Raw genomic sequence first — 24,874 nt, 5'->3', positions numbered from 1 at the left:
TCATCATTTCAAAAATATGCAGGCATTTGCCTATATCTCTTCTCTCAACAATTTATCCACAAACAACTTCATATCTTCGGTAAGTTGTTGGTAGTATTTACCGGTACCCGGCCCGCTAAAACCCGTATGGATTTTTCTCACTTCGCCTTTCCGGTCGATAAAGATTGTGGTTGGAAATGCTAATACTTGATTCAACATTGGCAGTTTTTTAGCCGCTTCTTCTTTATCGTTCGTCCCGGCGATCAACACCTCATATGCTACTCCCATCCGCTCTTTCATCTTCTGCACACGCTTGGCAGCCTCGTCAAACTCAGCACTTCTTTCAAAGGCCAAACCGATAACTTCCAAACCTTCCTCTTTGTGCTTTTTATAAAAAGGAGCGAGAAATGCTGTCTCGTCCATACAGTTCGGGCACCACGTTCCCAATAATTGCACAATGACCACTTTTCCCTTGTACCGCTCATCATTCAGAGACACTAATTCCTTAGACAGATTGAGGAATTCAAATTCGATTTTGTCATAACCTTCCTTCAAAAAGGTCAAAGAGGAGGCATCGGGTAGCATGGCTTCCGGATCTTTTTTGGCTTCCCATTGCTGATGCCAATGCTTTCCGGACCAGAAATTCCCATCGGTTAAAGTCTGGTCGTCATTGATAGTCGCATTGAATAAAAAAGCATGCTCCCCATCAAAACAGGACAACCAAAGCTGATCTCCTTCGATTTCGCCTTCCAGGTAGCGATAATCCCCTGTGACTGTCAAAAAAGTCCCGGAAATACTGTTATTGCTTTGCGCAAACATCCCTACGGCTTTTTCAGGCTCACCGTTTTCAGTCAAAAAGTTAACAGCCCAGATTCCCGACAGGTCGGCTTTAGGCTTTTCCGTTTCCTTCGTAAAACGGTAGTTTTCATTGAATTTGGCTTCAAAAGGCATATCATATTCTCCACCTTTGTAATTATGCTTGATCCAACGGCCTTTCATTTCTCCTTCTTCCAGCTTCACTTTGAGTTCCGCATCAAAAATATGCATCACAATACGGAGAGAATCTTGTTCTTTGATAATTTCATCCATCACCAGGCGCTCTTCCGCATTCACCAATGCCATCTTGAAACCTTCTTCTCCACTAGCCTCAATATCGAAATTAAAGGGTAACGATTGTTCTTGATTCAATTTCAACACACCTCTCCATTTACCTTCTTCCGGTTGTAAAGATTTTTGTTCTTGTTGTTGAGATTGGCAGGCCGATAAACCGATAGCCCAAAATATTACCCAAAATGGAATCGTGTAGTTTCTCATAATTTGTATAGTTTAAACAGGTCGTACGAAGCAAATTTAAAAGATAAAAGCAAAACTTCGTTCCTTATCACCCTACCCTATTTTACATTCCAGAAAATCCATTCTTGCCACTTCTTTCATAAAATCATTAGAAGGGTCTACTTTATATCTTCGGGAATACATCTTCAGACGGATGTTCTCAATATTTTCATAAATTTCCAGGTGCATGGTACACTTGCCGATATGGTTTTCAATCAATTGATGTAAGTCCGCTACAGCCCGCTCGTCCAGGTTTTTAATATCCACCTTCATGTCAATTTTGGTACAGAACTTCTCCCGCACATTCTCCAAAGGCAGGATGGTATGCGGAGAGAGTTCCCATTGCCCGGGTTGCTTATAGCGTTCTTGTACCCGCCCTTTGATATACACAAATCCACCGGGGGTGAGCATATGGGCATTTTTCAAATAGTTCTCACTGAACATGGCTAAATTGGCCGTGGCATCAAAATCTTCCACGGAAAACAGCGCGAAGTTACTCCCGTTTTTTGTCTGCCGGATATTTACCGCACTGATAATCCCCCCAATAGCGATTTCTTTATTTTTATGATTTTCAATATCTGTAACCGGCACACAAAAGTTTTCCAACTCCACCCGGTACACCCCTAGCGGATGGCCCGAAATGTAAAACCCTACCACTTCTTTTTCATAGCGGAGCTTTACAATATCCGTCCAAGGCTCGCAATCCAGGATTTTGGGTTTAGGCATCTCCATTCCCCCGGTACCTCCGAACAAGGTTACCTGCATGGATTTTTTTTCGGCCTGAGAAGCGACTCCATATTTCAGGAGTTTTTCAATACCGGCAAATTGCTCCCCTTCCGGTTTGTAAAAGAACTGTGCCCTATGGTATTCAAATGAATCAAACGCCCCGGCATAAGCCAAGCTTTCCAACGTTTTTTTATTGACTTTACGTAAATCCACCCGTTCGACAAACTCCCAAAGGCTTTTGTATGGGCCATTCTTTTCCCGTTCTTCAATAATAGCGTCTACCGCAGCATCCCCGGCTCCTTTTACCGCTGCCAGTCCGAAACGGATATTTTTTTCATCGTTCACATCAAATGTACGGAAACTCTCGTTCACATCCGGCCCCAACACTTTCAGTCCCATACTCTTACACTCCTCCATAAAGAAACTGATTTTATCAATATTTCCCATGGAGTGGCTCATCACGGCCGCCATGTATTCGGGAGGGTAATTTGCTTTAAGGAAACCTGTTTGGTAAGCTACTACGGAATAAGCCGCTGAGTGAGAACGGTTAAATCCGTAGGCGGCAAACTTTTCCATAATTCCAAACACCTCTTCGGATTTCGCTTTTTCAATGCCATGCAGCTTTTTGGCCCCTTCCACAAAAACTGCCTTCATTTCCGCCATCACGTCCATCTTCTTCTTACCCATAGCCCTCCTCAGAATATCCGCTCTTCCCAGAGAGAAACCGGCCAAAATTTGGGCTGTTTGCATAATCTGTTCTTGATACACCATAATCCCGTTGGAGTAACTCAAGATAGGCTCTAGCAGCTCGTGTGGATATTCTACTTTTTCCGTACCATGCTTTCTATTAATAAAGTTCGGAATAAATTGCATCGGCCCCGGGCGGTAAAGGGCGTTCATGGCAATCAAATCTTCTATATTGGTAGGCTTCAAATCCTTCAAATACATCCGCATCCCTTCGGACTCAAACTGGAAAGTACCAACCGTTTCCCCTCTTTGGTAGAGCTGATAGGTTTTTTCATCGTCCAAGGGGATTTCATCAGGGTCAATCTCAATACCATGGTTCTTTTTTACCAATGCAATGGCATCTTTGATAATGGTTAGGGTTTTCAGACCCAAAAAGTCCATTTTCAACATCCCCGCACTTTCCACCACTTTCCCGTCAAACTGGGTCACCAATAAGTCCGCCTCTTTGGCCGTACACACAGGAATATATTCCAACAAATCATCCGGAGCGATAATTACCCCGGCAGCATGAATACCTGTTCCCCGCACCGATCCTTCCAACACGTGGGCTTGTTTCATCACCTTTCCTTGCAGCCCAGGGTCACTTTCATAAATATCTTTTAAATCGCGATTTTCTTCAAAAGCCTTGTTCAACGTTGTTCCCGGAGCATCCGGTACCATCTTGGCCAAAGCATTGGCTTCTGCCAGGGGTAATTCCATAGCGCGGGCCACATCTTTGATAGACAGCTTGGCTGCCATTGTACCATAGGTAATAATTTGGGCTACTTGGTTTTTTCCGTATTTCTGTACTACCCAGTCAATGACATCTTGCCGTCCACGGTCGTCAAAGTCAATATCAATATCCGGCATTGACACCCTTTCCGGATTCAGGAACCGCTCAAAGAGCAAATTGTATTTGATAGGGTCAATATTGGTAATTCCCGTACAATAAGCCGCAACCGATCCCGCAGCCGATCCCCTACCCGGCCCGACACTGACTCCCATATCGCGGGCAGCCCGAATGAAATCCTGTACAATCAAAAAATAACCGGGGAAACCCATTTGCTGGATAATTCCCAACTCAAAATCGATCCGCTCCTTGATTTCATCCGTCAACGGATTATAGCGTTTTTTGGCCCCTTCATACGTCAAGTGCTTCAAATAGTCATCTTGGGTTTCAAATTCCGGAGGCATAGGGAAGGCCGGCAAAAGTATATCCCGGCTCAGTTTTAAAGGCGAGCATTTTTCAACTATCTCATTGGTATTTTCCAAAGCCTCAGGCAAATCGACAAACAATTGGTTCATTTCCTCTTGAGTCTTGAAATAGTATTGATCGTTGGGCAAGGCCATTCGTCTTTTCCGGCCAAACCCCTTCTCCATACTCATGACTTTGCCTTCTTTTACACAAAGTAATACCTCATGTGCCAGTGCATCTTTCTGATCCAGATAATACACATCGTTGGAAGCAATGGGTTTGACTCCATACTTGCGGGCAAAGCGCAACAAGACTTCATTGACTTTTTCTTCTTCGGGGATTCCATGACGGAGTAATTCCACATAATAATCTTCTCCGAATTGCTCATGCCACCAGACAAATGCCTCTTCAGCCTGATGTTCACCTACATTCAAAATCAACCTGGGAACTTCCCCATTCAGGTTTCCCGTAGTTGCAATAACGTCTTCTTTATACTTGACAATTAACTCTTTATCAACCCTGGGAACACCGGAATAAAAACCTTCTATGTAACCAATCGAGCTTAATTTACTGATATTCTTATATCCGTTTTGATTTTTAGCGATCAACAATTGTTGGAATCGCTTGTCAGGATTGTCCTTGGTGAATTGCAATTTTGTTCTTTCTTCGGCCACATAAAATTCACAACCGATTATCACCTTTAAATCGTCCCCCTGTCCTGCCACTGCATTAAAAGCTGCATGTAAATTTCCCAAATCCGTAATGGCAATGGCCGGCATTTCCATTTCCCGGGCCTTTTTCAAAATGGCCTTGACCTTGGCCGAACTTTGCAAAATGGAAAACTCCGAATGCACATGCAAATGTGTAAAAGGTATGAGGTCTGCCTTTTTTACTTGATCCTGTTGCTGAATCCGTTGTTTGGCTTTTTCCTGGAGTCGCTGTTTATCGGATTTTTTCTTAAAATTGGCTTCATCCAATTTAGGGGCCTCATAGATAATTTCTTCTACAGGCGTCTCATCATAAGGCTTGGCCACTTGCTCGGTCAGCAAGGCGAAGTAACACTTGGCATTGGCGGCTACGTCATATGCCGCATCGTGGGCGTCTTCAAACTTGAAACCGAAAAGTTTTTGGTGTAGTTCTTCCAGCTTGGGTGGTTTGTATTTCCCCCCACGACCTCCTGGCAATGCGGTAAAGTCTACCGTATTCACCATTGTATCGAAAGTATCCAAGCCCATAAAAGTCGATTCGTCCACTTCAGAGCGCAAATACTCGGCCCCCATCAAAGGAATATCGTACCCCAGGATATTATGCCCGATCAATACCTTTGCCTCCTCCACATCCTTGGCAAACTCCTCCATTACTTCTTTCAACGGCCTTCCCTCTTTCAGCGCCCGCTCTGTGGAAATTCCGTGAACCTTTTCGGCATTAAAGGGAATCGTGAAACCTTCAGGCTTAACAATTATATTCTTAGCCTTTAAAAGATTACCGTTTTTGTCATGCAATTGGTAAGCTAATTGCACCAGCCTGGGCCAATTTTCCAGGTCGGTATAGGGGGCTTTCCAATTGACGGGTAAACCAGTAGTTTCGGTATCGAATATCAGATACATATATGCTCGACTTTTATTTTATAACGAAATCACCCTACATCCACCTTTAAGCAGACAAGTGCCAACAACTTCTTTCTACCTTCTCAGATCTTAAAAAGGAATCGCAAAGCATTTTTCCATAGAAAACCTGTACAAAGCACTTACCCGGAAGAGAGGTTTATAGGATCGTATCGACAAAGGTAAAAAGGAATCACGAAGAACCTATGTATTTTGAAGGCGGAAAAAATAAAGCAGGGTCTGTACTTTACTTTGAGTGGATATACAAAAAAAGCCGGAAACCATAACAGTTTCCGGCTTATCACAATAGTGTGTTTCTTTATTTTAAGAGGTAAAATAGATCAAGGCAAATGGTATCAGGAAGAAAACCGTCACCACATATGCCAATCCTACTACCCGGTATTTCAAAGTTTTAAGGCCTAATTGAGTAGCCAACCACACAGGTAACCTTCTAAACATAGGGATCCCCATCACCAACAGTACGCCCAAGAGGTTAAACAGGAAGTGACACAAGGCAATGCTAATCGCAGCTTCTGATTTTCCTATGGATGCAATTAAGGCGGTAATGGTAGTACCAATATTTGCTCCTAGCAAGAATGGAAAGGCTTTTTGTAAAGAGATTTTATCTGTAGCTACCAAAGGTACCGTTAAAGAAGTCGTCACAGAACTGGACTGCACTCCTGCGGTGATCATTGAACCCCAAAGGACAGACTTGAACGGGTTGCCAAATACTGCGGTCTCGACTTTCTCTTTTAAGTGTCCGTCCAGTATTTGTCGCATGATCACGGTAAAGCTTCTCAACGAGATGAATAACAGGACTAAAGCCACTGCAATTACAAGCAGACCATTTTTAGAAAATAAGTCCATGACAAAATGTGCTGTCGGTTTAGTGGTAGCACCTAAAATGCTAAAGAAGCTGCCTGAACTTTCGCTACCTACAGAGATAAAGCCCCCTGCAATCAGATGCGCCATATTTTCTATGGCTCCTGTAAAATAATTCAAAGGGAAAAGCACTGATACCACGATAATATTGAAGAAATCGTGTACGGTAGCTGCCGAAACGGCCCGGCTATACTCATCTTTCCGGGTGATATGCCCTAAAGAGACGATGGTACTTGTCACACTCGTACCGATATTTGCTCCCATGATCATGGGAATTGCATTTTCTAAAGTAAGAGTACCTGCTGCTACAATGGCTACGATCATAGAAGTAGTAGTAGAACTACTTTGAATAATAGCCGTAGCTAACAAACCGATAAATAAACTAATGAAAGGATTGGTGGTAATTGAAATAATGTACTTTGCAGTATCTTTTCCAAGGAGCTTAAATCCTCCACTCATCAGCTCTAACGAAACTAAGAAAAAGAACAAGACTGCTAATACTTTCACAATGCTCAGTACAACCGACCATTTATTAAGTTTAACAGGAGTGGTTGTTGGTTTCTCTAACAAAATTTCAGACATATGAATCTAGGTATTGTTTTCGCTTTCTGATTGTTCAACACACGAAGGTATATGGAAGGATCGATTTTAGTGTTAACTTAAGATGAACTTTACATGTCTGATATATTAACTTAATGTTACATAGATACAAAATACTGAATATCAATTAATTAAATTCATATTTACAGCCAAGCCCGCACCTATTTTTGCATTATTATAAACCAAATTCACATTCGCCTCCAAGCTTTTTCCATGGGTAATTTGTTTAATCTTATCCAATAAAAATGGTGTGAGTAACTTCCCCTTAACACCCAACTGACGGGCTTCTTGTAAAGCGGCCTCAATAACCTGTTGAATCAGAGCCGGATCGAGTTGATATTCCTCAGGAATCGGGTTTGCCACTACCACCCCTCCTTTCAAGCCTAATTCCCATTTGGTTTGGATCAAGCTTGCCAGTTCAGCTAATGAGTTTACCTGATAATCGACCGGCAAACCACTGTTTCTTGTATAAAAAGCGGGAAACTCTTCCGTTTGGTAGCCGATCACAGGCACTCCCCAAGTTTCCAAGTATTCTAACGTCAAGGCTAAGTCCAGTATGGATTTTGCTCCGGCACTGACCACAGCAACATTGGTCCTGGCCAATTCTGTTAAATCCGCTGAAATATCCAAGGTTTCCGTAGCCCCCCGATGCACTCCCCCTATTCCTCCTGTCACAAATACTTGTATTCCGGCCATTTCGGCAATAATCATGGTGGAAGCCACCGTAGTCGCCCCATGTTTCTTTTGAGCAACTATCCAAGGCAAGTCTCTTCGGCTTACTTTGATCACTTCCGGTGCTTGAGCTACCCATTCCAGTTGTTCCTTGTTAAGCCCGACTATCAATTGTCCGTTAATAATCGCAATGGTAGCAGGTATCGCCCCCTCCTCCCGGATAATCTGCTCCACATTTAATGCAGTTTGTACATTGTCGGGATAGGGCATACCATGCGCAATAATGGTGGACTCCAAAGCCACTACAGGATATCCCTCATTCAAGGCTGTTTCTACTTCTTCACTTAAGGTTAAATAGGGGTTCATTGGAAATGGGTTTTAACGATGTATCACAAAAGTAAGAAGGAGAATGAAGGGGGAATACAAATAATAAAAAAGAATTTGAGATGGCATTTAAAATTCTCGTCACTTTATGAAATATATAATAAGGTATAGAATATGACAAAATACTGCTATAAAATACTGCACTTCTTTCCGTATCTTTAAACTTCGTTTTTTAAGATCGAAAAATTGAAAATTCTTACACTATGCAAAAAATTGATGCGCACCACCATTTTTGGAAATATTCACCGGTAGCCCACAGTTGGATCACGGAAGAATTACAAATACTGAAAAGAGACTACTTACCGGAAGATTTGGAAACCGAAATCAAAAAGTCGGGATATACCGGAGTAGTGTCCGTACAAGCTAGCCAAACAGAAGCTGAAACGGATTTTTTACTGGGCCTTGCCGAGCAAAACGAATTTATAAAAGGAGTCGTAGGTTGGTTGGATTTACAGGCAGAAAATATAGAAGACCGCTTGGCACATTATACTCAACATCCCAAGTTTAAAGGTATTCGCCACATCGTTCAAGATGAGCCGGATGATCAATTTCTCCTTCGAAAGGATTTTTTAAGAGGAATTGAAAAGTTAAAAAATTTCGACCTCACTTATGATATATTGATTTTTCCCAAACATTTGAAAGTGGCTCTGGAATTCGTTCAAAAGTTTCCGGAACACAAATTTGTCATCAACCACTTGGCTAAGCCTTTTATTAAGAATCAAAAAATCCAACCTTGGAAAGATGAAATTACTGAACTGGCCAAGTATGAAAATGTATATTGTAAATTAAGTGGTATGGTGACCGAAGCTTCCTGGGAAAATTGGAAACCTGAAGACTTCAAACCTTATTTGGATGTGGCTTTTGAAGCTTTTGGCAGTAAGCGGCTGATGACCGGTTCTGACTGGCCGGTTTGCCGGTTAGCGGGGGAATACGGTGAAGTCATGCCTATCGTAGAAGAATACCTACCCGATGAAGCCTCTAAAAAAGCCGTGCTGGCCCAAAATGCAATAGATTTCTATTCATTGTAAAAAAACAAAGGGGATTAGGTATTAGGAGTGAAGTGAATTAAACTTTTTCTTTTTCCTAAAAAATGTTTCAAAAACGTCTCTTCTGTGTTACTTTTCTCAACAATAGCTTTGGCTATTCTTTTCAAAAAGTGCCTTGATGAGCCGATTTTGATTCCATTTTCGGTCAAAAACTATAAGTTTAAATCACTTCAGTAAGTAAAATATTAAATTCCTCACTTTGCCTGAAAAAACTTCTAATCCCTAATCCCATATCACTGTTTCTCCGATCCTCGTATATACTTTCTCCATTAATTCATTAATTTTGCAACCTTATAGAATAAGGTATACTGAGAATTATGGATTTTGAGAAAAAAATAAAAGAAAGCATTAGTCAGGCATTTACAGAGTTGTTTGAAGCTACTGTAGCTGCTGAAGATATACAATTACAACCTACCCGTAAAGATTTTGAAGGAAGTGTCACATTTGTCATCTTCCCTTATTTAAAACTTACCCGCAAAAAACCGGAAGAAACCGGTCAACTGTTAGGTGAATATTTAGTAAAAAACCTGGATTTAGTAACGGATTTTAATGTAGTAAAAGGCTTTTTAAACCTTTGCATTTCTGAACAAACCTGGGTGAAACTCTTTTCTCAAATTACTCAAGATACGAATTTTGGCTTTTTCCCGGCCAATGGGGAAAAGGTAATGGTAGAGTATTCTTCGCCAAATACCAACAAACCCCTTCACTTAGGCCACTTACGAAATAACTTTTTAGGGTATTCTGTCTCCCAAATCCTGGCAGCCAACGGATACGATGTACTCAAAGTCAACCTGGTAAATGACCGGGGGATTCACATCTGTAAATCCATGGTAGCTTATAAAAAATTCGGTAATGGGGAAACCCCTACACCAGGGCGTAAAGGAGACAAGCTGGTTGGTGATTTTTATGTAAAATTTGACCAGGAATACAAAAAAGAAATCGCCGAATTACTGGAACAGTATAAAGCTGAAAATCCGGGTATTCCAGAAAAAGAACTAAAGGCAAAAGCTGAAAAAGAAGCGCCTATTCTAAAAGAAGCTCAAGATACCTTGCGCAAATGGGAACAAGGTGATGAAGCAACCGTGACTTTGTGGAAAAAGATGAACAGCTGGGTATACGATGGCTTTGATTTTTCTTATAAGTTAATGGGGGTCACCTTTGACAAATACTACTATGAATCCAACACCTATTTACTAGGAAAAGACATTGTAGAGGAAGGCCAGCAAAAAGGTGTCTTTTATCAAAAAGAAGATAATTCGGTTTGGGTGGATTTGTCAGAGGAAGGGCTGGATGAAAAGCTTTTGCTTCGAGGAGACGGGACTTCCGTATATATGACTCAGGACATGGGGACAGCCGATCTTAAGTTTAAAGATTGGGACATGACAAAATCCATCTATGTAGTAGGTAATGAGCAAGATTACCACTTCAAGGTCTTGAGTATCATCATGAAAAAACTGGACCGTGAGTACGCAGAGGGAATTTACCACTTGTCATACGGTATGGTAGATTTACCTAGTGGTAAAATGAAGTCGCGGGAAGGAACCGTAGTCGATGCGGATGACTTAATTTTTGAAATGATTGACACGGCCAAAGAGCGGACTGCCACATTAGGAAAAATAGAAGAATTTGATAATGAAGAAGCGCAGGCTTTGTACCGCATGCTGGCATTAGGCGCCTTAAAATATTATTTATTGCGTGTAGACCCTAAAAAACGCATCCTGTTTAACCCTCAAGAGTCTGTTGATTTCCAAGGAAATACAGGTGTGTATATTCAGTACAATCATGCCAAAATATGTGCGATTGTCCGCAAAGCAGAGCGCGATCAAATCGACTATAGCCCGGCGGCCTTTCAATCCGTTGAGCAGTTACACGGTATTGAGGTAGATGTGATCGATCTGTTGAGTAAATACCCTGAAAAAATACAAGAAGCCGGTAGAGAATATGCCCCTTCGATTATCGCCAATTACGCCTATGAGTTATCGAAGGCATACAGTAAATTTTATGCTGAACTGCCAATTTTTGGCGAGCAAGACGAGGCCATTAAGAGCTTCCGCGTAGCCTTGTCCAAAGAAGTAGCCAAAACCATTGAAAAGGCAATGAAACTTCTGGGAACCGAGGTTCCGGAGCGGATGTAACAACCATATTTTGAGGGTTGGAAAGCATATTTTTCTAACCCTCCCTATTTTCAATTCAGATATCCGCTCCACCACAATAAAGTAATAATACCTGTTACTTCAATTGTCCAATTTCACTTACCCTTCTATCATATCTTTGAAAACTACCAAAAATCTTATACATTCCTTATTATTAATAGCATTACCAATAAAAAACATTGACATGATACTACATCACTCACGCATTATCCACTCCTTCATGATTGCTACTTGTTGTGCATTTTTGCAGTATTGCACTCCTACAAGCGAGCAACAGGCAATTATTCAAATCAAAGCAGAAGATATTACCCAATACCTGGAACCTCTGGCATCGGATGAATTTCAAGGAAGAAAACCCTTTACCGAAGGTGAAACCAAAACCATTGCTTTTATAAAAGAAGCGTTTGAGGAAATGGGACTACAGCCTGCCAACGGTGAAAGTTATTTTCAGGAAGTCCCTTTGGTGGAAATTTCAGGACATCCGGCCCCTTCCATGACCGTCACAGGTACCGGTTCAGAAGAAAGCCTCGAACTGGAAGGAGGGAAAGATTATATAGTTTTCTCAGAAAGGGAGCAGGAAGATATTTCTCTGGAAGCATCAGAATTGGTGTTTTGCGGTTTTGGTATTGTCGCGCCCGAATACGGCTGGAATGACTACGAAGGCATCGATATGAAAGGAAAAACAGCTGTAGTCATGGTCAATGATCCTGGGTTTGGTACTACTGACAGCACGTTGTTTAAAGGAAACACTATGACCTACTACGGTCGCTGGACGTATAAATATGAAGAGGCCGCCCGGCAAGGAGCCGAAGCCGTATTGATTATTCATGAAACCGGTCCCGCCGGATACCCTTGGACAGTCGTACAAAACTCATGGTCCGGTGCAAAATTACAATTGCAATCAACTGATGGAAATCAATCCAAGTGCGCACTGCAAGGATGGATCACTTTAGAGACTGCTTCCAAATTATTCAAAATGTCTCCAACGGAATTGGGTAATATTACCCGCAAAGCCCGCAACAAAGGTTTCAAACCGGTATCGTTGGGGCTACACGCCTCTACGTCTTTGAAAAACACCTTTAAAAAAGACCTCTCTCAAAATGTAGTGGCCATGCTCCCCGGAACAGAACTAAAAGATGAATACATTATCTACACGGCCCACTGGGATCACTTGGGCGTTGGTACGGCCGTAGACGGAGATTCTATTTACAACGGTGCGGTGGATAATGCTTCCGGTACGGCCAGTATTATGGCCATAGCAAATGCCTTTTCTCAACAAAAAGAGAAAAACAAACGCTCCCTTGTATTTTTGATGGTAACAGCTGAAGAACAAGGTTTATTGGGTTCTGCTTATTATGCTCAACATCCTCTATTCCCACCGGAGAAAACTGTAGCTAATTTGAACATTGATGCTATGAATCCAAACGGAGCAATGAAAGATTTTACCATTACGGGTTACGGTCACTCCGAACTGGATGAATATGCAGCGGAAGCAGCTCAAAAACAAGGGCGTTATATTTTACCGGATCAAAGTCCCGAAAAGGGTTATTTTTTCCGGTCAGACCATTTCAACTTTGCTAAAATCGGCATTCCGGCTCTATATGGAAAGGGAGGATATGATCATTTGGAAAAAGGGAAGGACTATGCGATGGAAAAGCACCAGGAATTTACCGCTACCCGATACCATCGCCCGAGTGACGAATTCAACTCTACCACTTGGGACATGAGCGGCCTGGTTCAAGATGCTCAGTTGTATTATGAAATCGGCTTAAAGCTAGCCCATGAAAAAACTTTTCCGAAGTGGAAAGAGGGGTCTGAATTTAAGGCCAAAAGAGAAAATCTTCAGTAAGATTCCTTGAAGAAGCATTAGAATAAAAAGGCGTACATGAGGAAAAACCTTCAAGTACGCCTTTTTCTTGATTTAAAAAAGAAACCGTATTTACCACACTTTACCGGAGAGCAATTTTTCTTCGAAAGTTCTACTGTTAGATACAGAGTACAACATTTCTCCATCGTCCGCCACTTCTACGCCAATGACTCCGTGTTTTTGTAAGCGCTCAATCACCTTCTTAACTCGGTCAATGGGCATCTTCAAATTCACCACTAATTCGGCAACCGTGGCTTTGCCATGGCTGTAAGACAAATATTTGAGTACTTTTATCTCATCTCGTTTTTTTCTCAAGCGGATAGAATTAAAGACACCCAATCCACCTACACTGCCTAAAATCATATCTGCTGTAAACATTTCACTTGGAAAATGCCCATCCCCTATTCCTACCATCAAGATGATCAGGGCTGCTCCCGAAGCACCAAAACCAATAATACGGCTAATTATTTCTTCAAATTTCATCTGTTTAGTATTTTAATTATGACACCAGTGTAAATATTCAACTTATAAGCTAAGAGGTGAGTAATTTTATTAATCAAATGTGTTTAAATTAAATTCATCTTCCGGAATTTATTCTTTACAATTTCTTAAAATTCGATAAAATGAGCGATATTCACAACTGCAAAAATCTCATTTTACGACCAACTAACATAAAAATGAAAGTGCAAAAGTTCAATCAACAAACTCTTCCCGCTCTAGGAATAGGAAATCTTCATTCCCCATACGGACACTCCTCAATGGGTAATCCACTCTTTTTTCAAGCTTCGGCTAATTTTCTTATAAATTTAAAAATTCCAACCCGTTAATTCCTAGAAAGTATGCAATTAAATATTATCGATATAGGTATAATTATTTTGTACCTGGCTCTCACTATTTTGATCGGGTTTATCATTTCAAAGAAGGCATCAAAAAACCTGGATTCTTACTTTTTAGGAGGAAAGAGTATCCCCTGGTATGCTTTGGGTATCTCCAATGCCTCCGGGATGTTTGACATTACCGGCACCATGTGGATGGTGTATTTACTATTCGTATATGGTGTAAAGAGTGCTTGGTTGCCATGGCTTTGGCCAATTTTCAACCAAATCTTTTTAATGGTATATTTATCAAGATGGCTAAGGAAGTCCAATGTAATGACAGGTGCGGAATGGATTCAAACCCGCTTTGGCAACGGTCCTGCCGCTAGGTTATCGAACATCATCGTAATTGTATTTGCCATCGTCAGTGTCATTGGTTTTTTGGCCTACGCGTTTCAAGGAATCGGTAAATTTGCCTTTACTTTCTTGCCAAAAGTAATCGAATCAGAGGCCTTTGGTACTATCCATATGACCCCCAATATTTATGGAGTAATCTTTATTAGTATCACTGCCATTTATGTGGTAAAAGGAGGAATGTACAGTGTTGTACTTACCGAAGTGCTACAATTTATTATCATGACCATCGCCTCCATTGCGGTGGGAGTTATTGCCATTAACATCGTCTCTCCGGAGCAATTAAGTGCCATTGTTCCTGAAGGTTGGTATAGTTTGTTTTTTGGTTGGGAGCTGGATGTTCAGTGGGACATAGCCGCAATTAACCAGAAAGTTCAAGAAGATGGTTACTCTCTGTTCGCCCTTTTCTTTGGCATGATGGTCTTTAAGGGAATTCTCGTAAGTATGGCAGGGCCAGCTCCTAATTATGACATGCAACGGGTACTGTCCACCAAAAGTCCTGCGGAAGCGGCCAAGATGAGCGGTTTTGTTTCATTAGTCCTGTTTTTCCCTCGTTACTTTTTGATTACGGGAGTGGCAATTTTAGGGATTGTAGGCTTGGATAAAATCGGGCTGGATGTATTGACGAATCCGGATACCAATCAAGTGGATTTCGAATTAGTACTGCCCTATGTCATTCAAAACTACATTCCAGTGGGACTTCTCGGCTTATTATTAGCCGGATTATTAGCCGCCTTTATGTCTACTGTAGCCGCTACAACCAATGCAGCCCCGGCTTATTTAGTGAATGATATTTATAAAAAATACATCAACCCCCATGGCTCTGCCAAAACCTATGTGCGAATGAGTTATCTGGCTACAGTGGTGGTCGTGTTAATCGGAGTGGGTTTTGGTTTTGCAACTGACTCTATCAACCAAATCACCCAATGGATAGTCAACGCGCTGTTTGGAGGATATGCCATGGCTAATTTACTTAAGTGGCATTGGTGGAGATTGAACGGCTATGGATATTTCTGGGGAATGTTGGCAGGAATCATTGCCTCTTTGTTCTTACCCTATTTAGATGTGTCAATGATACCGTTACCGGCAGATGTGGCCCGTTTCCCTATAATGCTGCTTATCTCTCTAATCGGATGTATAGCCGGAAGCTTATCAACCCCTCCACAAGATGAAGAAGAGCTCAAAGACTTCTATCGTAAAATACAACCTTGGGGATGGTGGAAACCGATCCACAACAAAGTCCTCGCTGAAGACCCAACATTTCAAAAGGAGAGTCATTTCAAACAAGATGGTTTCAATATTTTAACCGGAGTGGTTTGGCAAACCTCACTGGTAGTTATGCCTATTTATATTGTAATTCAAGATTTCACTCCGGCAATCATTGCCTTCGGTATATTTTTTATCACCAGTTTGATTTTAAAATTCAATTGGTATGATAAATTGAAAAAAGAGAAACCGGAAAAAGTGAATGTGTAAAGAAAATTTGGTCAATCATAGAAAAGCCTGTTTAGAGTTTTCCAAACAGGCTTTTTTATGATTTATACACATTTTTTATTTAACAGAATCCAGTGTTTGTTTAATCTTGTAGCGGTAACTCAAATACGAAAGCACCTCTCCAAAATTCTGAATTCGGGTGTTTAATTCATCATCTACCTCTCCCCCGTCCAATCTTAACAACATGTACCCGTATACTGTATTCAAACAAACTTCTACAGGGTTTGAAATTAAGCCCTCAGATAAATCTATATGTTTTTGAATATCCTCTGCCGCCTTTTCATAGACCGGCTTATAATTCTTATCCAACTTATACAATTCCAAATGCAGCTGTTCCAACGCAAGTAGCAAGTCGGTAATCTCAGCCACATGTCCTTTCACTTCCAGACCTTTTTCCTTCATCTCCTCCAACAGTTCCTTATACCAAGCCCTCAAAGCCATTTTCTCCTCTTCTTCCACTGGAAGATGCACAATGATATTCGCATAAATCCTGTCCAGATCAAGTTCATACGAACGGATCAAATCTTCCGTTTGGTACAACTTGATCAAATATTCCGAAATATTTTCTTTTTTCTTTTGAAGAATGAGGTTCATAGCAAAAATTGTATCCTATTAAGTATTAATTGTACAAAGTAACATTTTGTGATTTACAAAATGTTAAATATTCTATTTTTGGAATTAAAAATTACTAACCTAGTAGATAAAAACTCTATTAAATTATCTTTTTTAAATTCAAGTTCCCATTTTTGCGGTTAAGTTACTATTATGAAGATCAACTTTTTTAACTTTTAAAGTTCAATGAAAAAAGCGCTTATCACTGGAATTACAGGACAGGACGGGGCTTATCTAGCCGAATTACTCTTGGAAAAGGGCTATGAAGTACACGGTATCAAACGAAGAAGTTCCTTATTCAATACCAATAGGATCGATCATCTCTATCAGGACCCACACGAGGAAAACGTTCGGTTTACCTTGCACTATGGAGACCTGACGGATTCGACCAATATCATCCGTATTGTACAAGAAGTACAACCGGATGAAATCTATAACCTGGGGGCCATGTCCCATGTACAGGTGAGTTTTGACAGTCCGGAATATACCGCCAATGCGGATGGCTTGGGGACCCTGCGAATCCTGGAGGCCGTCCGGATACTGGGATTGACAGAAAAAACCAAAATCTATCAGGCTTCCACCTCCGAACTCTACGGCTTGGTACAAGAGGTGCCTCAATCGGAGAAAACGCCTTTTTACCCCCGTTCTCCGTATGCGGTGGCCAAACTGTACGGTTACTGGATTACGGTCAACTACCGGGAAGCCTATAATATGTATGCCATCAATGGAATTTTGTTTAATCACGAATCTCCTTTACGGGGCGAAACCTTTGTGACCCGGAAGATCACCCGGGGAGTGGCCCGGATTGCCTTGGGCTTGCAAGAAAAAATCTACCTGGGCAACCTGGATGCCCAGCGGGATTGGGGCCATGCCAAAGACTATGTGGAGGCGATGTGGTTGATCATGCAGCAGGAACAAGCCGAAGACTATGTGGTAGCCACAGGCGTAACCACCCGTATCCGTGATTTTGTGAAAATGAGTTTTGAGGAGCTGGGTATTGAAGTGGAATTTTCCGGTGAAGGTACCGAAGAAGTGGCCAAGGTAGTCAAATGCAATCACCCGGAATACCAATTGAAAGCCGGTACGGAGGTAGTTGCGGTAGACCCCAGGTATTTCCGGCCTACCGAGGTGGAACTGTTGATTGGGGATTGTTCAAAACTGAAGGAGAAAATCGGCTGGAAACCCAAGTACGATTTGCCGGCCTTGGTGAAGGACATGGTCAACGCAGATGTGGAGCTCTTTAAGAAAGACCGCTACCTGCAACAAGGAGGACATACCATTTTGAACTACAACGAGTAATGGAAAAAAACGCAAAGATCTATATTGCCGGCCACCGGGGGATGGTCGGCTCTGCTATTGCCCGGAAGTTGCAAAAGGAGGGATATGAAAATTTGGTATTGCGCACCTCCAAAGAGTTGGACTTGCGCAAGCAACAAGCCGTCACGGATTTTTTCGCTCAAGAAAAGCCGGATTATGTGTTTTTGGCTGCGGCCAAAGTAGGTGGCATTCAAGCCAACAACACCTACCGGGCAGAGTTTCTTTATGACAACCTGATGATTCAGAACAATGTAATTCATCAGAGTTATCTGAATGGAGTGAAGAAATTGTTGTTTTTGGGTTCTTCTTGTATCTATCCCAAACTGGCGCCTCAGCCCTTGAAAGAAGAATATTTACTCACCGGCTTGTTAGAACCGACCAACGAACCCTATGCCATCGCCAAAATTGCCGGGATCAAGATGTGTGAGGCCTATCGCAGTCAATACGGTTGCGATTTTATTTCGGCCATGCCCACCAACCTGTACGGGCCTAACGACAATTACGACTTGCAAAATTCCCATGTGCTCCCCGCTTTGCTGAGGAAGTTCCATACAGCCAAAGTAGAGGGCAAAGCCTTTGTGGAAATATGGGGGACAGGCTCTCCCAAGCGGGAGTTTTTGCATGTGGAGGATTTGGCCGCTGCCAGCCTGTTTTTGATGGAGCATTATAGCGAGCCGGAGTTGGTGAATGTGGGAACGGGAGAAGACCTGCCGATCAAAGAACTGGCATTGATGATCAAAAAAATAGTTGGCTATACCGGGGAGCTTCGGTTTGATACTTCCAAGCCGGACGGAACACCCCGAAAGCTGATGGACGTGTCGAAATTAAAAAGCTTTGGCTGGCATCCTTCCATCGGGTTGGCCGAAGGAATTCAGCAGGTGTATGAGCAAGTGGACTGGAGCCGGATTGTGGAACGGTAGCCGGGCAGTTCCGTTTCCCCGGAAAGTTTCGAGAACATCGTAAAAAAAATGAAAAAATAATGCAAGCGGAACTTTCCGGGATTTATAGGATCTAAATAAGAATTATTAAGAAATTTCCTTCTTTATTTATCCCGTTTTCGAGACCTGATTATCCTGGTTTGACGAATTCCATTTTGAAATGGCTTTTTTAACCAGCACTAAACCACACCCTTTTTAACGTCTAGTATTTATAAGCTAACTTTTATATTCCTAGTATTCATGTTTGACATTCAATATCACCAAGAAAAATTAAGTCAATACTCCTTTTTAATAACAGGTGGTGCAGGGTTTATTGGATCTAATTTGGTCGAGTATCTGATAAAACACAAGGCAAATCGTGTTGTTGTATTGGACAACCTTTCTAATGGGTTTCAAGAAAATATCAAAGAGTTTTTTAATAAACCCAACTTTGAGTTTATACAAGGTGATATTGTAGATTATAAAACATGCCTTAAAGCCTGCAAAGATATTGATTACGTTTCTCATCAAGCAGCCCTTGGTTCTGTCCCAAGAAGTATAACTAATCCTATTGCAACCAATGAAGCAAATGTGACCGGTTTTCTTAATATGCTTAATGCTGCAAAAGAACAAGGTATCAAAAGGATGGTTTACGCCTCTTCCTCTTCAGTATATGGGGATCACCCGTCTTTGCCTAAAAAAGAAGAAAATATTGGAAAACCCTTATCACCATATGCAGTTAGTAAATATACTGGAGAATTATATGGTGAAGTCTTTTATAAAAGTTATGGATTCGAAACTGTTGGATTCCGTTACTTCAATGTATTTGGTCCAAAACAAAACCCTAATTTAGCTTACTCCGCAGTCATCCCACTTTTTGCCAAAGCCCTTCTGACAAATCAATCACCAAAAATATTTGGAGATGGTAAGCAGGCTCGAGATTTTACTTTTATAGAAAATGTGGTACAAGCCAACATTAAGGCCTTATTTTCCACACATCCACTTCTCCCTGGTTCAATCTTAAATATTGGAAATAATAAGTCTACATCAATATTACAACTCGTTGAAAAAATCAGCATTTTATTAAATGTAGATATTCCACTAATACATCATCCTCCAAGACAAGGAGATGTAAGAAATAGCTTAGCAGATATTACAAGAGCTGAAGAACTTATAGGCTATAAACCAGCTTTTACATTTGAAGATGGTCTAAGGATTGCTATAAAGTATTATCAAAAACAAAATCACTCATAAAAAAATGTAAAAAGGAGAAACTATCCATAACACTCAATAAGTTGAATTTTTTAAAGAACTTACATGAACATTTCACATATTTAACCTTTTGTCCTTTGTGAATTTTATGGATATCAGATATAATTGCGCTTCAGTTCAGTAAAATAAATTTCACTTTTTAATTGACTATACTTTTTTAATCTTAAATCACAATTAACCTTGGATACTATAGCAATTATCGGCTTGGGTTATGTAGGACTACCACTTGCAGTAGAGTTTGGTAAAAAATACCCTACTATTGGCTTTGATATAAATGAAACAAGAATTCAGGAATTATCCAAAGGTGTGGACCGGACTTTGGAAGTGGATTCAGAAAATTTAAAATCATCTTCACAACTTAGCTTCACCAATCAACTAGAAGAACTGGCAAAAGCAAACATATATATTGTCACTGTTCCTACTCCTATTAATAAAAATAAACGACCAGACCTAACACCACTTATCAGTGCCTCCAAAACGGTAGGAAAAGTATTGAAAGAAGGTGATATTGTGATTTATGAGTCTACTGTATATCCAGGGGCAACTGAAGAAGATTGTGTTCCGGTTTTAGAAGAAGTTAGTGGTTTAAAATACAATGAGGACTTTTTCTGTGGATACTCTCCAGAGAGAATCAATCCAGGGGATAAAGAACATACGGTTACCAAAATCAAAAAAGTAACTTCAGGTTCTACTCCTGAAATAGCGGAACGAGTAGATCAATTATATAAATCTATCATTGTAGCAGGAACTTATAAAGCCTCATCATTGAAGGTAGCAGAAGCTGCAAAAGTTATAGAAAACTGTCAACGAGACATCAACATTGCATTTGTAAATGAGTTGGCGTTAATTTTTGACAAAATTGGAGTTGATACTCAAGAAGTTCTTCAAGCTGCCGGTACCAAATGGAATTTCTTACCCTTCCGCCCAGGTCTTGTAGGAGGGCATTGTATTGGAGTAGATCCATATTACTTAACCCATAAGGCAGAAGAATTAGGTTACCACCCTCAAGTCATTTTAAGCGGGAGACGCATCAATGACAATATGGGAGCCTTTATTGGAAGCAAAGTGGTGAAGTTATTAATTAAAAAAAACCATAGTGTGCATGGTACCAATGTTCTCATGTTGGGTATTACTTTTAAGGAAAACTGTCCTGATATTCGAAATTCAAGAGCAATCGATATCGTAGAAGAACTACAACAGTTCAATATCAATGTAGATGTATATGATCCATGGGCAGACAAAGAAGAAGTGAGGGAGGAATATGGTATTGAGTTGATTGATCAGCCCAATAAAAACTACTCTGCCATTGTATTAGCCGTCTCTCATAATGAATTTTTACAATTAGATTTAGAAAAATATAAAGCAGAAAGTGCCGTCATATTTGATGTCAAGTCTATCCTTGATAAAACCCAAGTAGACAGTCGTTTATAATTAATATTAGAAAGAGAATATAAAAACTAAACTAAACAGTCTTGAAAAATTACAAAATTTTTCTACCCTTTGTATTGGTAATTATTTTATGTACTTCTTGTGTTAAACATAAAAACCTGTTAATGTTACAAAATGACCCAGGTAAAGAATACCCCTCCCTTTCAATATCCACTTATAGAATAAGCTCAGGGGATATTCTCTCTATTAAGTTGAATAACCTGGAAACTACTACTTCTCAGTTTTTTCGCAGGCAAGATGAGACCTCTTTCACTAGTATTCAACCTAACCCTGCCTATTTTTTCTCTCAAGGTTACATCGTTAGTGACTCTGGAAAAATAGAACTCCCCATCATTGGAGAAATAAGTGTTCAAGGTAAAACTACAAAAGAAATAGAAAGGGAAATTGCTCCTCAATTAAGAGAATACTTGAAGTTTGCCTCAATAAATGTAAAACTTGCAAATTATAAAATCTCTGTGCTTGGAGAAGTCAATAAACCAGGAGTACAGTATATTTATGAGGAAAAATTCACTTTATTCCAGGCATTAGCCAATGCTGCTGATGTGACTGATTTTGCAAATAGAAAAATCAAAATCATCCGAGAAAAAGAAATAGGTACTTATACCAAATATCTAGATTTAAAGGACCCTGAAATTGTTTATTCTGAGTATTATCACTTACAGCCTAATGATGTCATATATGTAGAACCATTAAAGGCCAAAGCATTTAACATCAACACTCGAACAGCAAGTGTAATTCTTTCAGCAGTTTCAGTACTTTTAGTTGCTATTAACCTAATTGTAAAATAAGTCGTGAATAAGCAGGAAGAAATTATCATTGAGGCAGAAGAAACAATCAATACCAGAGACATTATCAATAAAATTATTAACCGCTGGTATTACTTTGCAGTTAGTATTCCTTTATTTATAACTTTAGCATTTATTTATAACCGCTACTCCAAATCTGTCTACAGTGTACATGCTACAATTTTAGTAAAAGACGAAGGTAAAAGTGGATTGGGTGGGGATTTTTTGGAAGGTCTTGACCTCTTTAAGAGTCAAAGAAATATAAGTAATGAAATAGGTATTCTTTCTTCTTTTACTTTAGTACATAGAACTATTAAAGAGCTTGACTTTAAAATTAGTTATTTTGCCAAAGGTTCAGTCAAAACAAGTGAGATGTATAGAAAATCTCCTTATATAATTGCATTATTGACCGATAATAATTCTTTAGATAATTTATCTTTTTCTATAGAATTAACGAATAATGATAAAATTAAACTTATTCCTTTTGAAAAAAATAAATTGTCATTTCCTCTTTTATCTTCATATTCATTTGAAACGCCAATTATCATTAACTCTGATACTCTTATTATATCTCGGTCGAAAGAAAAAATCAATTCAGATGAAGAGTTATATTTCACAGTTAATAACTTAAATAAGTTAACAGAAGATTATCGTAAAAGATTAAAAATATCTCCAACTGATAAAGAGTCATCCATATTAGAACTTAGTATAGAAGGGCATATCGTTGAAAAAGAGAAAAATTTTTTAAACTCGCTATGTGATGTTTATATTAAGAGAGAAGTTGAAGAAAAAAATATAATAGCAGGTAGCACTATTGACTTTATTAATCAACAATTAATACAAATTACAGATTCATTACAAGATATTGAAGAGCAGTTAGAAACTTTTAGGAGAAAAGAGAAAATCATTGATATAAGTTTAATGGCTGAAAATGCTCTAAGTCAATTAGAAAAGCTAGAAACAGAAAAAGCCGTACTTGAAGTAAATGATAAGTACTACAATTACTTACTTAAATATTTACAACAGAATATAAACCTCAAGAACATTATTGCTCCAACTTCCCTGGGAATCAATGACCCCCTATTAAATGAACTAATTTTAGAACTAAAAAAACTTTACTCTGAAAAAATCGCATTAGCATATTCTGTCACAGAGAAAGATTACACTTTACAACGCTTAAACTTACAAATTTCTAATGCAAAAAGCATATTAGTAGAGAATGTAAGAAATATACTCCAAACGTCTAAAATTGCTTTAAAAAATATTGAACAAAGAATAGTAACAGTTCAATCTACAATTAATAAGCTTCCTAAAAAGGAAAGAAGCCTTGTTCAGCTCCAAAGAAAATTCAATTTAAGTGATAATCTTTACAATTATCTTTTAGAGAAAAAAGCTGAAGCTGGAATAGCAAAAGCCTCAAATACCTCTGACAATAAAATTTTAGATAAGGCACGACCAAAAAGCCAAGAACCTATTTCTCCTAAAAAGCAGAAAATTTATGTATTTTCCTTCTTTTTAGGCTTATTAATACCTATAGGAATAATTTTTATTAAAGAATATTTCAATGATAAAATTGAAACGATAGACCAAATAGAAAAAAATACGAACGTACCCTTACTAGGCTCTATAATACATAAGCAAAATAACACTTCTATAATTATTAACTCTCCTAAATCTATCTTAGCGGAGTCATTTAGAGCATTACGCTTAAACCTTCAGTATATGACACCAGATAAATCCTATAAAGTAATTGGATTTACTTCTACAATCAGTGGGGAAGGTAAGACATTTTGTGCATCTAATTTAAGTACGATTATTGCCCTTTCAGGGAAAAAAACAATTATTATAGGAGCTGATTTACGTAAACCAATGTTAGTTGAGTATTTTAATGTCTCAAAGCAAATAGGTTTAAGTAATTATTTAATTCATAATGCCTCTCTAGAAGAAATTATTCAAGAAACAAATGTGGAAAATTTGGATATGATAAGTAGTGGTCCAATACCACCTAATCCAGCCGAGCTCTTAGACTCATATAAAATGGAAGGGCTAATTAATCAATTAACAGAAGTCTATGACTATATAATTATTGACGCTCCCCCAGTAGGGCTAGTTTCTGATTATTTTACTCTAAATAAATATATTGATATTAACTTATATGTAATTCGACAAAGTTATTCAAAAGTACATTTTTTGCAAGATTTGGATAAAGCGCATAAAGCTAAGAAGTTTTGCAATCTAGCTTTAATATTTAACGATTTAACAAGTCATGTCAAATATGGAGGGTATTATAATGGTTACGCATCTGGTTATTATGATGAAGATACAGGACAAAAGAAACTGTTAGATACAATAAAGAAATTGTTTAAAAACTCTTAATCAGATTAAATAATCTAAAGTTAAGCAAAAGCATATTTAAATGATACAATCAAATAGTTTTATTGGCCCAAATTAAGTTGATTGATAGAAACTAAATTATATAAGGTAAGCATAAAAATTAAAGTATGAACTGTTTAAACGGCAAATCGATATTAATTACTGGGGGAACTGGTTCTTTGGGCAAAGCATTGACAAAGACCATTTTGGAACGGTGGCCAGAAGTAAGACGACTGGTGATTTTTTCCAGGGATGAGCAG

17 protein-coding genes are annotated in these 24,874 nt (G+C 39.4%); 11 read left to right on the top strand and 6 right to left on the bottom strand.

All coding sequences use genetic code 11. The features are described from left to right. Window positions 1-30 precede the first annotated feature (30 nt). The 4 genes from AAG747_RS21845 to AAG747_RS21830 form a co-directional block, all read right to left on the bottom strand. Entirely contained in the window at window positions 31-1,293 is a 1,263-nt protein-coding gene (locus AAG747_RS21845) for a TlpA disulfide reductase family protein (RefSeq protein ID WP_346823362.1), read from the bottom strand. Window positions 1,294-1,365: 72 nt separating this feature from the next. Then, the gene (gene dnaE / locus AAG747_RS21840; RefSeq protein ID WP_346823361.1) at window positions 1,366-5,565 is read right to left on the bottom strand and encodes a DNA polymerase III subunit alpha; all 4,200 of its coding nucleotides are present in this window, start codon (window positions 5,563-5,565) and stop codon (window positions 1,366-1,368) included. Window positions 5,566-5,886: 321 nt separating this feature from the next. Further along, entirely contained in the window at window positions 5,887-7,026 is a 1,140-nt protein-coding gene (locus AAG747_RS21835) for a Na/Pi symporter (RefSeq protein WP_346823360.1), read from the bottom strand. Window positions 7,027-7,167: 141 nt separating this feature from the next. Then, window positions 7,168-8,082 carry a pseudouridine-5'-phosphate glycosidase gene (locus AAG747_RS21830; RefSeq protein WP_346823359.1) on the bottom strand — a complete coding sequence of 305 codons (915 nt, stop codon included), beginning with the start codon at window positions 8,080-8,082 and terminating at the stop codon, window positions 7,168-7,170. A 221-nt stretch (window positions 8,083-8,303) separates the two neighbouring features. Between AAG747_RS21830 and AAG747_RS21825 the strand changes: the two genes are divergently transcribed. The 3 genes from AAG747_RS21825 (at window position 8,304) to AAG747_RS21815 (ending at window position 13,148) form a co-directional block, all read left to right on the top strand. Then, window positions 8,304-9,128 (top strand): amidohydrolase family protein, encoded by an 825-nt coding sequence (locus AAG747_RS21825; RefSeq protein WP_346823358.1) that lies wholly within the window; start codon window positions 8,304-8,306, stop codon window positions 9,126-9,128. Window positions 9,129-9,463: 335 nt separating this feature from the next. Continuing rightward, window positions 9,464-11,281: an arginine--tRNA ligase gene (gene argS / locus AAG747_RS21820; protein ID WP_346823357.1), complete on the top strand. Its 1,818-nt coding sequence runs from the start codon at window positions 9,464-9,466 to the stop codon at window positions 11,279-11,281. A gap of 202 nt (window positions 11,282-11,483) precedes the next feature. After that, on the top strand, window positions 11,484-13,148 hold the full coding sequence (locus tag AAG747_RS21815; RefSeq protein WP_346823356.1) for a M28 family metallopeptidase: 1,665 nt from the start codon (window positions 11,484-11,486) through the stop codon (window positions 13,146-13,148). A gap of 90 nt (window positions 13,149-13,238) precedes the next feature. Here the strand turns inward: AAG747_RS21815 and AAG747_RS21810 are convergent, their stop codons facing one another. Further along, complete coding sequence (locus AAG747_RS21810; protein WP_346823355.1) at window positions 13,239-13,649, bottom strand: hypothetical protein; 411 nt, start codon at window positions 13,647-13,649, stop codon at window positions 13,239-13,241. Between the two features lie 356 nt (window positions 13,650-14,005). Here AAG747_RS21810 and AAG747_RS21805 point away from each other — a divergent pair, with 356 nt between their 5' ends. Continuing rightward, a complete protein-coding gene (locus tag AAG747_RS21805; protein WP_346823354.1) occupies window positions 14,006-15,871 on the top strand; it encodes a sodium:solute symporter family protein in 1,866 nt (621 codons plus the stop codon). A 75-nt stretch (window positions 15,872-15,946) separates the two neighbouring features. Here AAG747_RS21805 and AAG747_RS21800 read toward each other — a convergent pair whose 3' ends face one another. Further along, complete coding sequence (locus AAG747_RS21800) at window positions 15,947-16,483, bottom strand: DUF4924 family protein (protein ID WP_346823353.1); 537 nt, start codon at window positions 16,481-16,483, stop codon at window positions 15,947-15,949. A 204-nt stretch (window positions 16,484-16,687) separates the two neighbouring features. Between AAG747_RS21800 and gmd the strand changes: the two genes are divergently transcribed. The 7 genes from gmd to AAG747_RS21765 all read left to right on the top strand — a co-directional run. Beyond that, window positions 16,688-17,800, top strand: coding sequence for a GDP-mannose 4,6-dehydratase (gmd, locus tag AAG747_RS21795; RefSeq protein WP_346823352.1), 1,113 nt, complete (start codon window positions 16,688-16,690; stop codon window positions 17,798-17,800). Continuing rightward, window positions 17,800-18,738, top strand: coding sequence for a GDP-L-fucose synthase (gene fcl, locus AAG747_RS21790; protein ID WP_346820920.1), 939 nt, complete (start codon window positions 17,800-17,802; stop codon window positions 18,736-18,738). Before gmd ends, fcl begins: the two co-directional genes overlap by 1 nt. Window positions 18,739-18,996: 258 nt before the next feature. Next, a complete protein-coding gene (locus tag AAG747_RS21785; RefSeq protein WP_346823351.1) occupies window positions 18,997-19,989 on the top strand; it encodes an SDR family oxidoreductase in 993 nt (330 codons plus the stop codon). Window positions 19,990-20,187: 198 nt separating this feature from the next. Further along, the gene (gene tviB / locus AAG747_RS21780) at window positions 20,188-21,438 is read left to right on the top strand and encodes a Vi polysaccharide biosynthesis UDP-N-acetylglucosamine C-6 dehydrogenase TviB (RefSeq protein ID WP_346823350.1); all 1,251 of its coding nucleotides are present in this window, start codon (window positions 20,188-20,190) and stop codon (window positions 21,436-21,438) included. 41 nt (window positions 21,439-21,479) lie between these two features. Continuing rightward, on the top strand, window positions 21,480-22,244 hold the full coding sequence (locus AAG747_RS21775; protein ID WP_346823349.1) for a polysaccharide biosynthesis/export family protein: 765 nt from the start codon (window positions 21,480-21,482) through the stop codon (window positions 22,242-22,244). Between the two features lie 3 nt (window positions 22,245-22,247). After that, window positions 22,248-24,617 carry a GumC family protein gene (locus AAG747_RS21770; RefSeq protein ID WP_346823348.1) on the top strand — a complete coding sequence of 790 codons (2,370 nt, stop codon included), beginning with the start codon at window positions 22,248-22,250 and terminating at the stop codon, window positions 24,615-24,617. A gap of 125 nt (window positions 24,618-24,742) precedes the next feature. Beyond that, a partial coding sequence (locus AAG747_RS21765; protein WP_346823469.1) for a polysaccharide biosynthesis protein occupies window positions 24,743-24,874 on the top strand: 132 nt, incomplete at its 3' end.

This window comes from Rapidithrix thailandica (genome assembly GCF_039710355.1).
GTDB classification, from domain to species: Bacteria; Bacteroidota; Bacteroidia; order Cytophagales; family Flammeovirgaceae; genus Rapidithrix; species Rapidithrix thailandica.
This window is presented reverse-complemented; position numbering and strand designations above follow the sequence as displayed.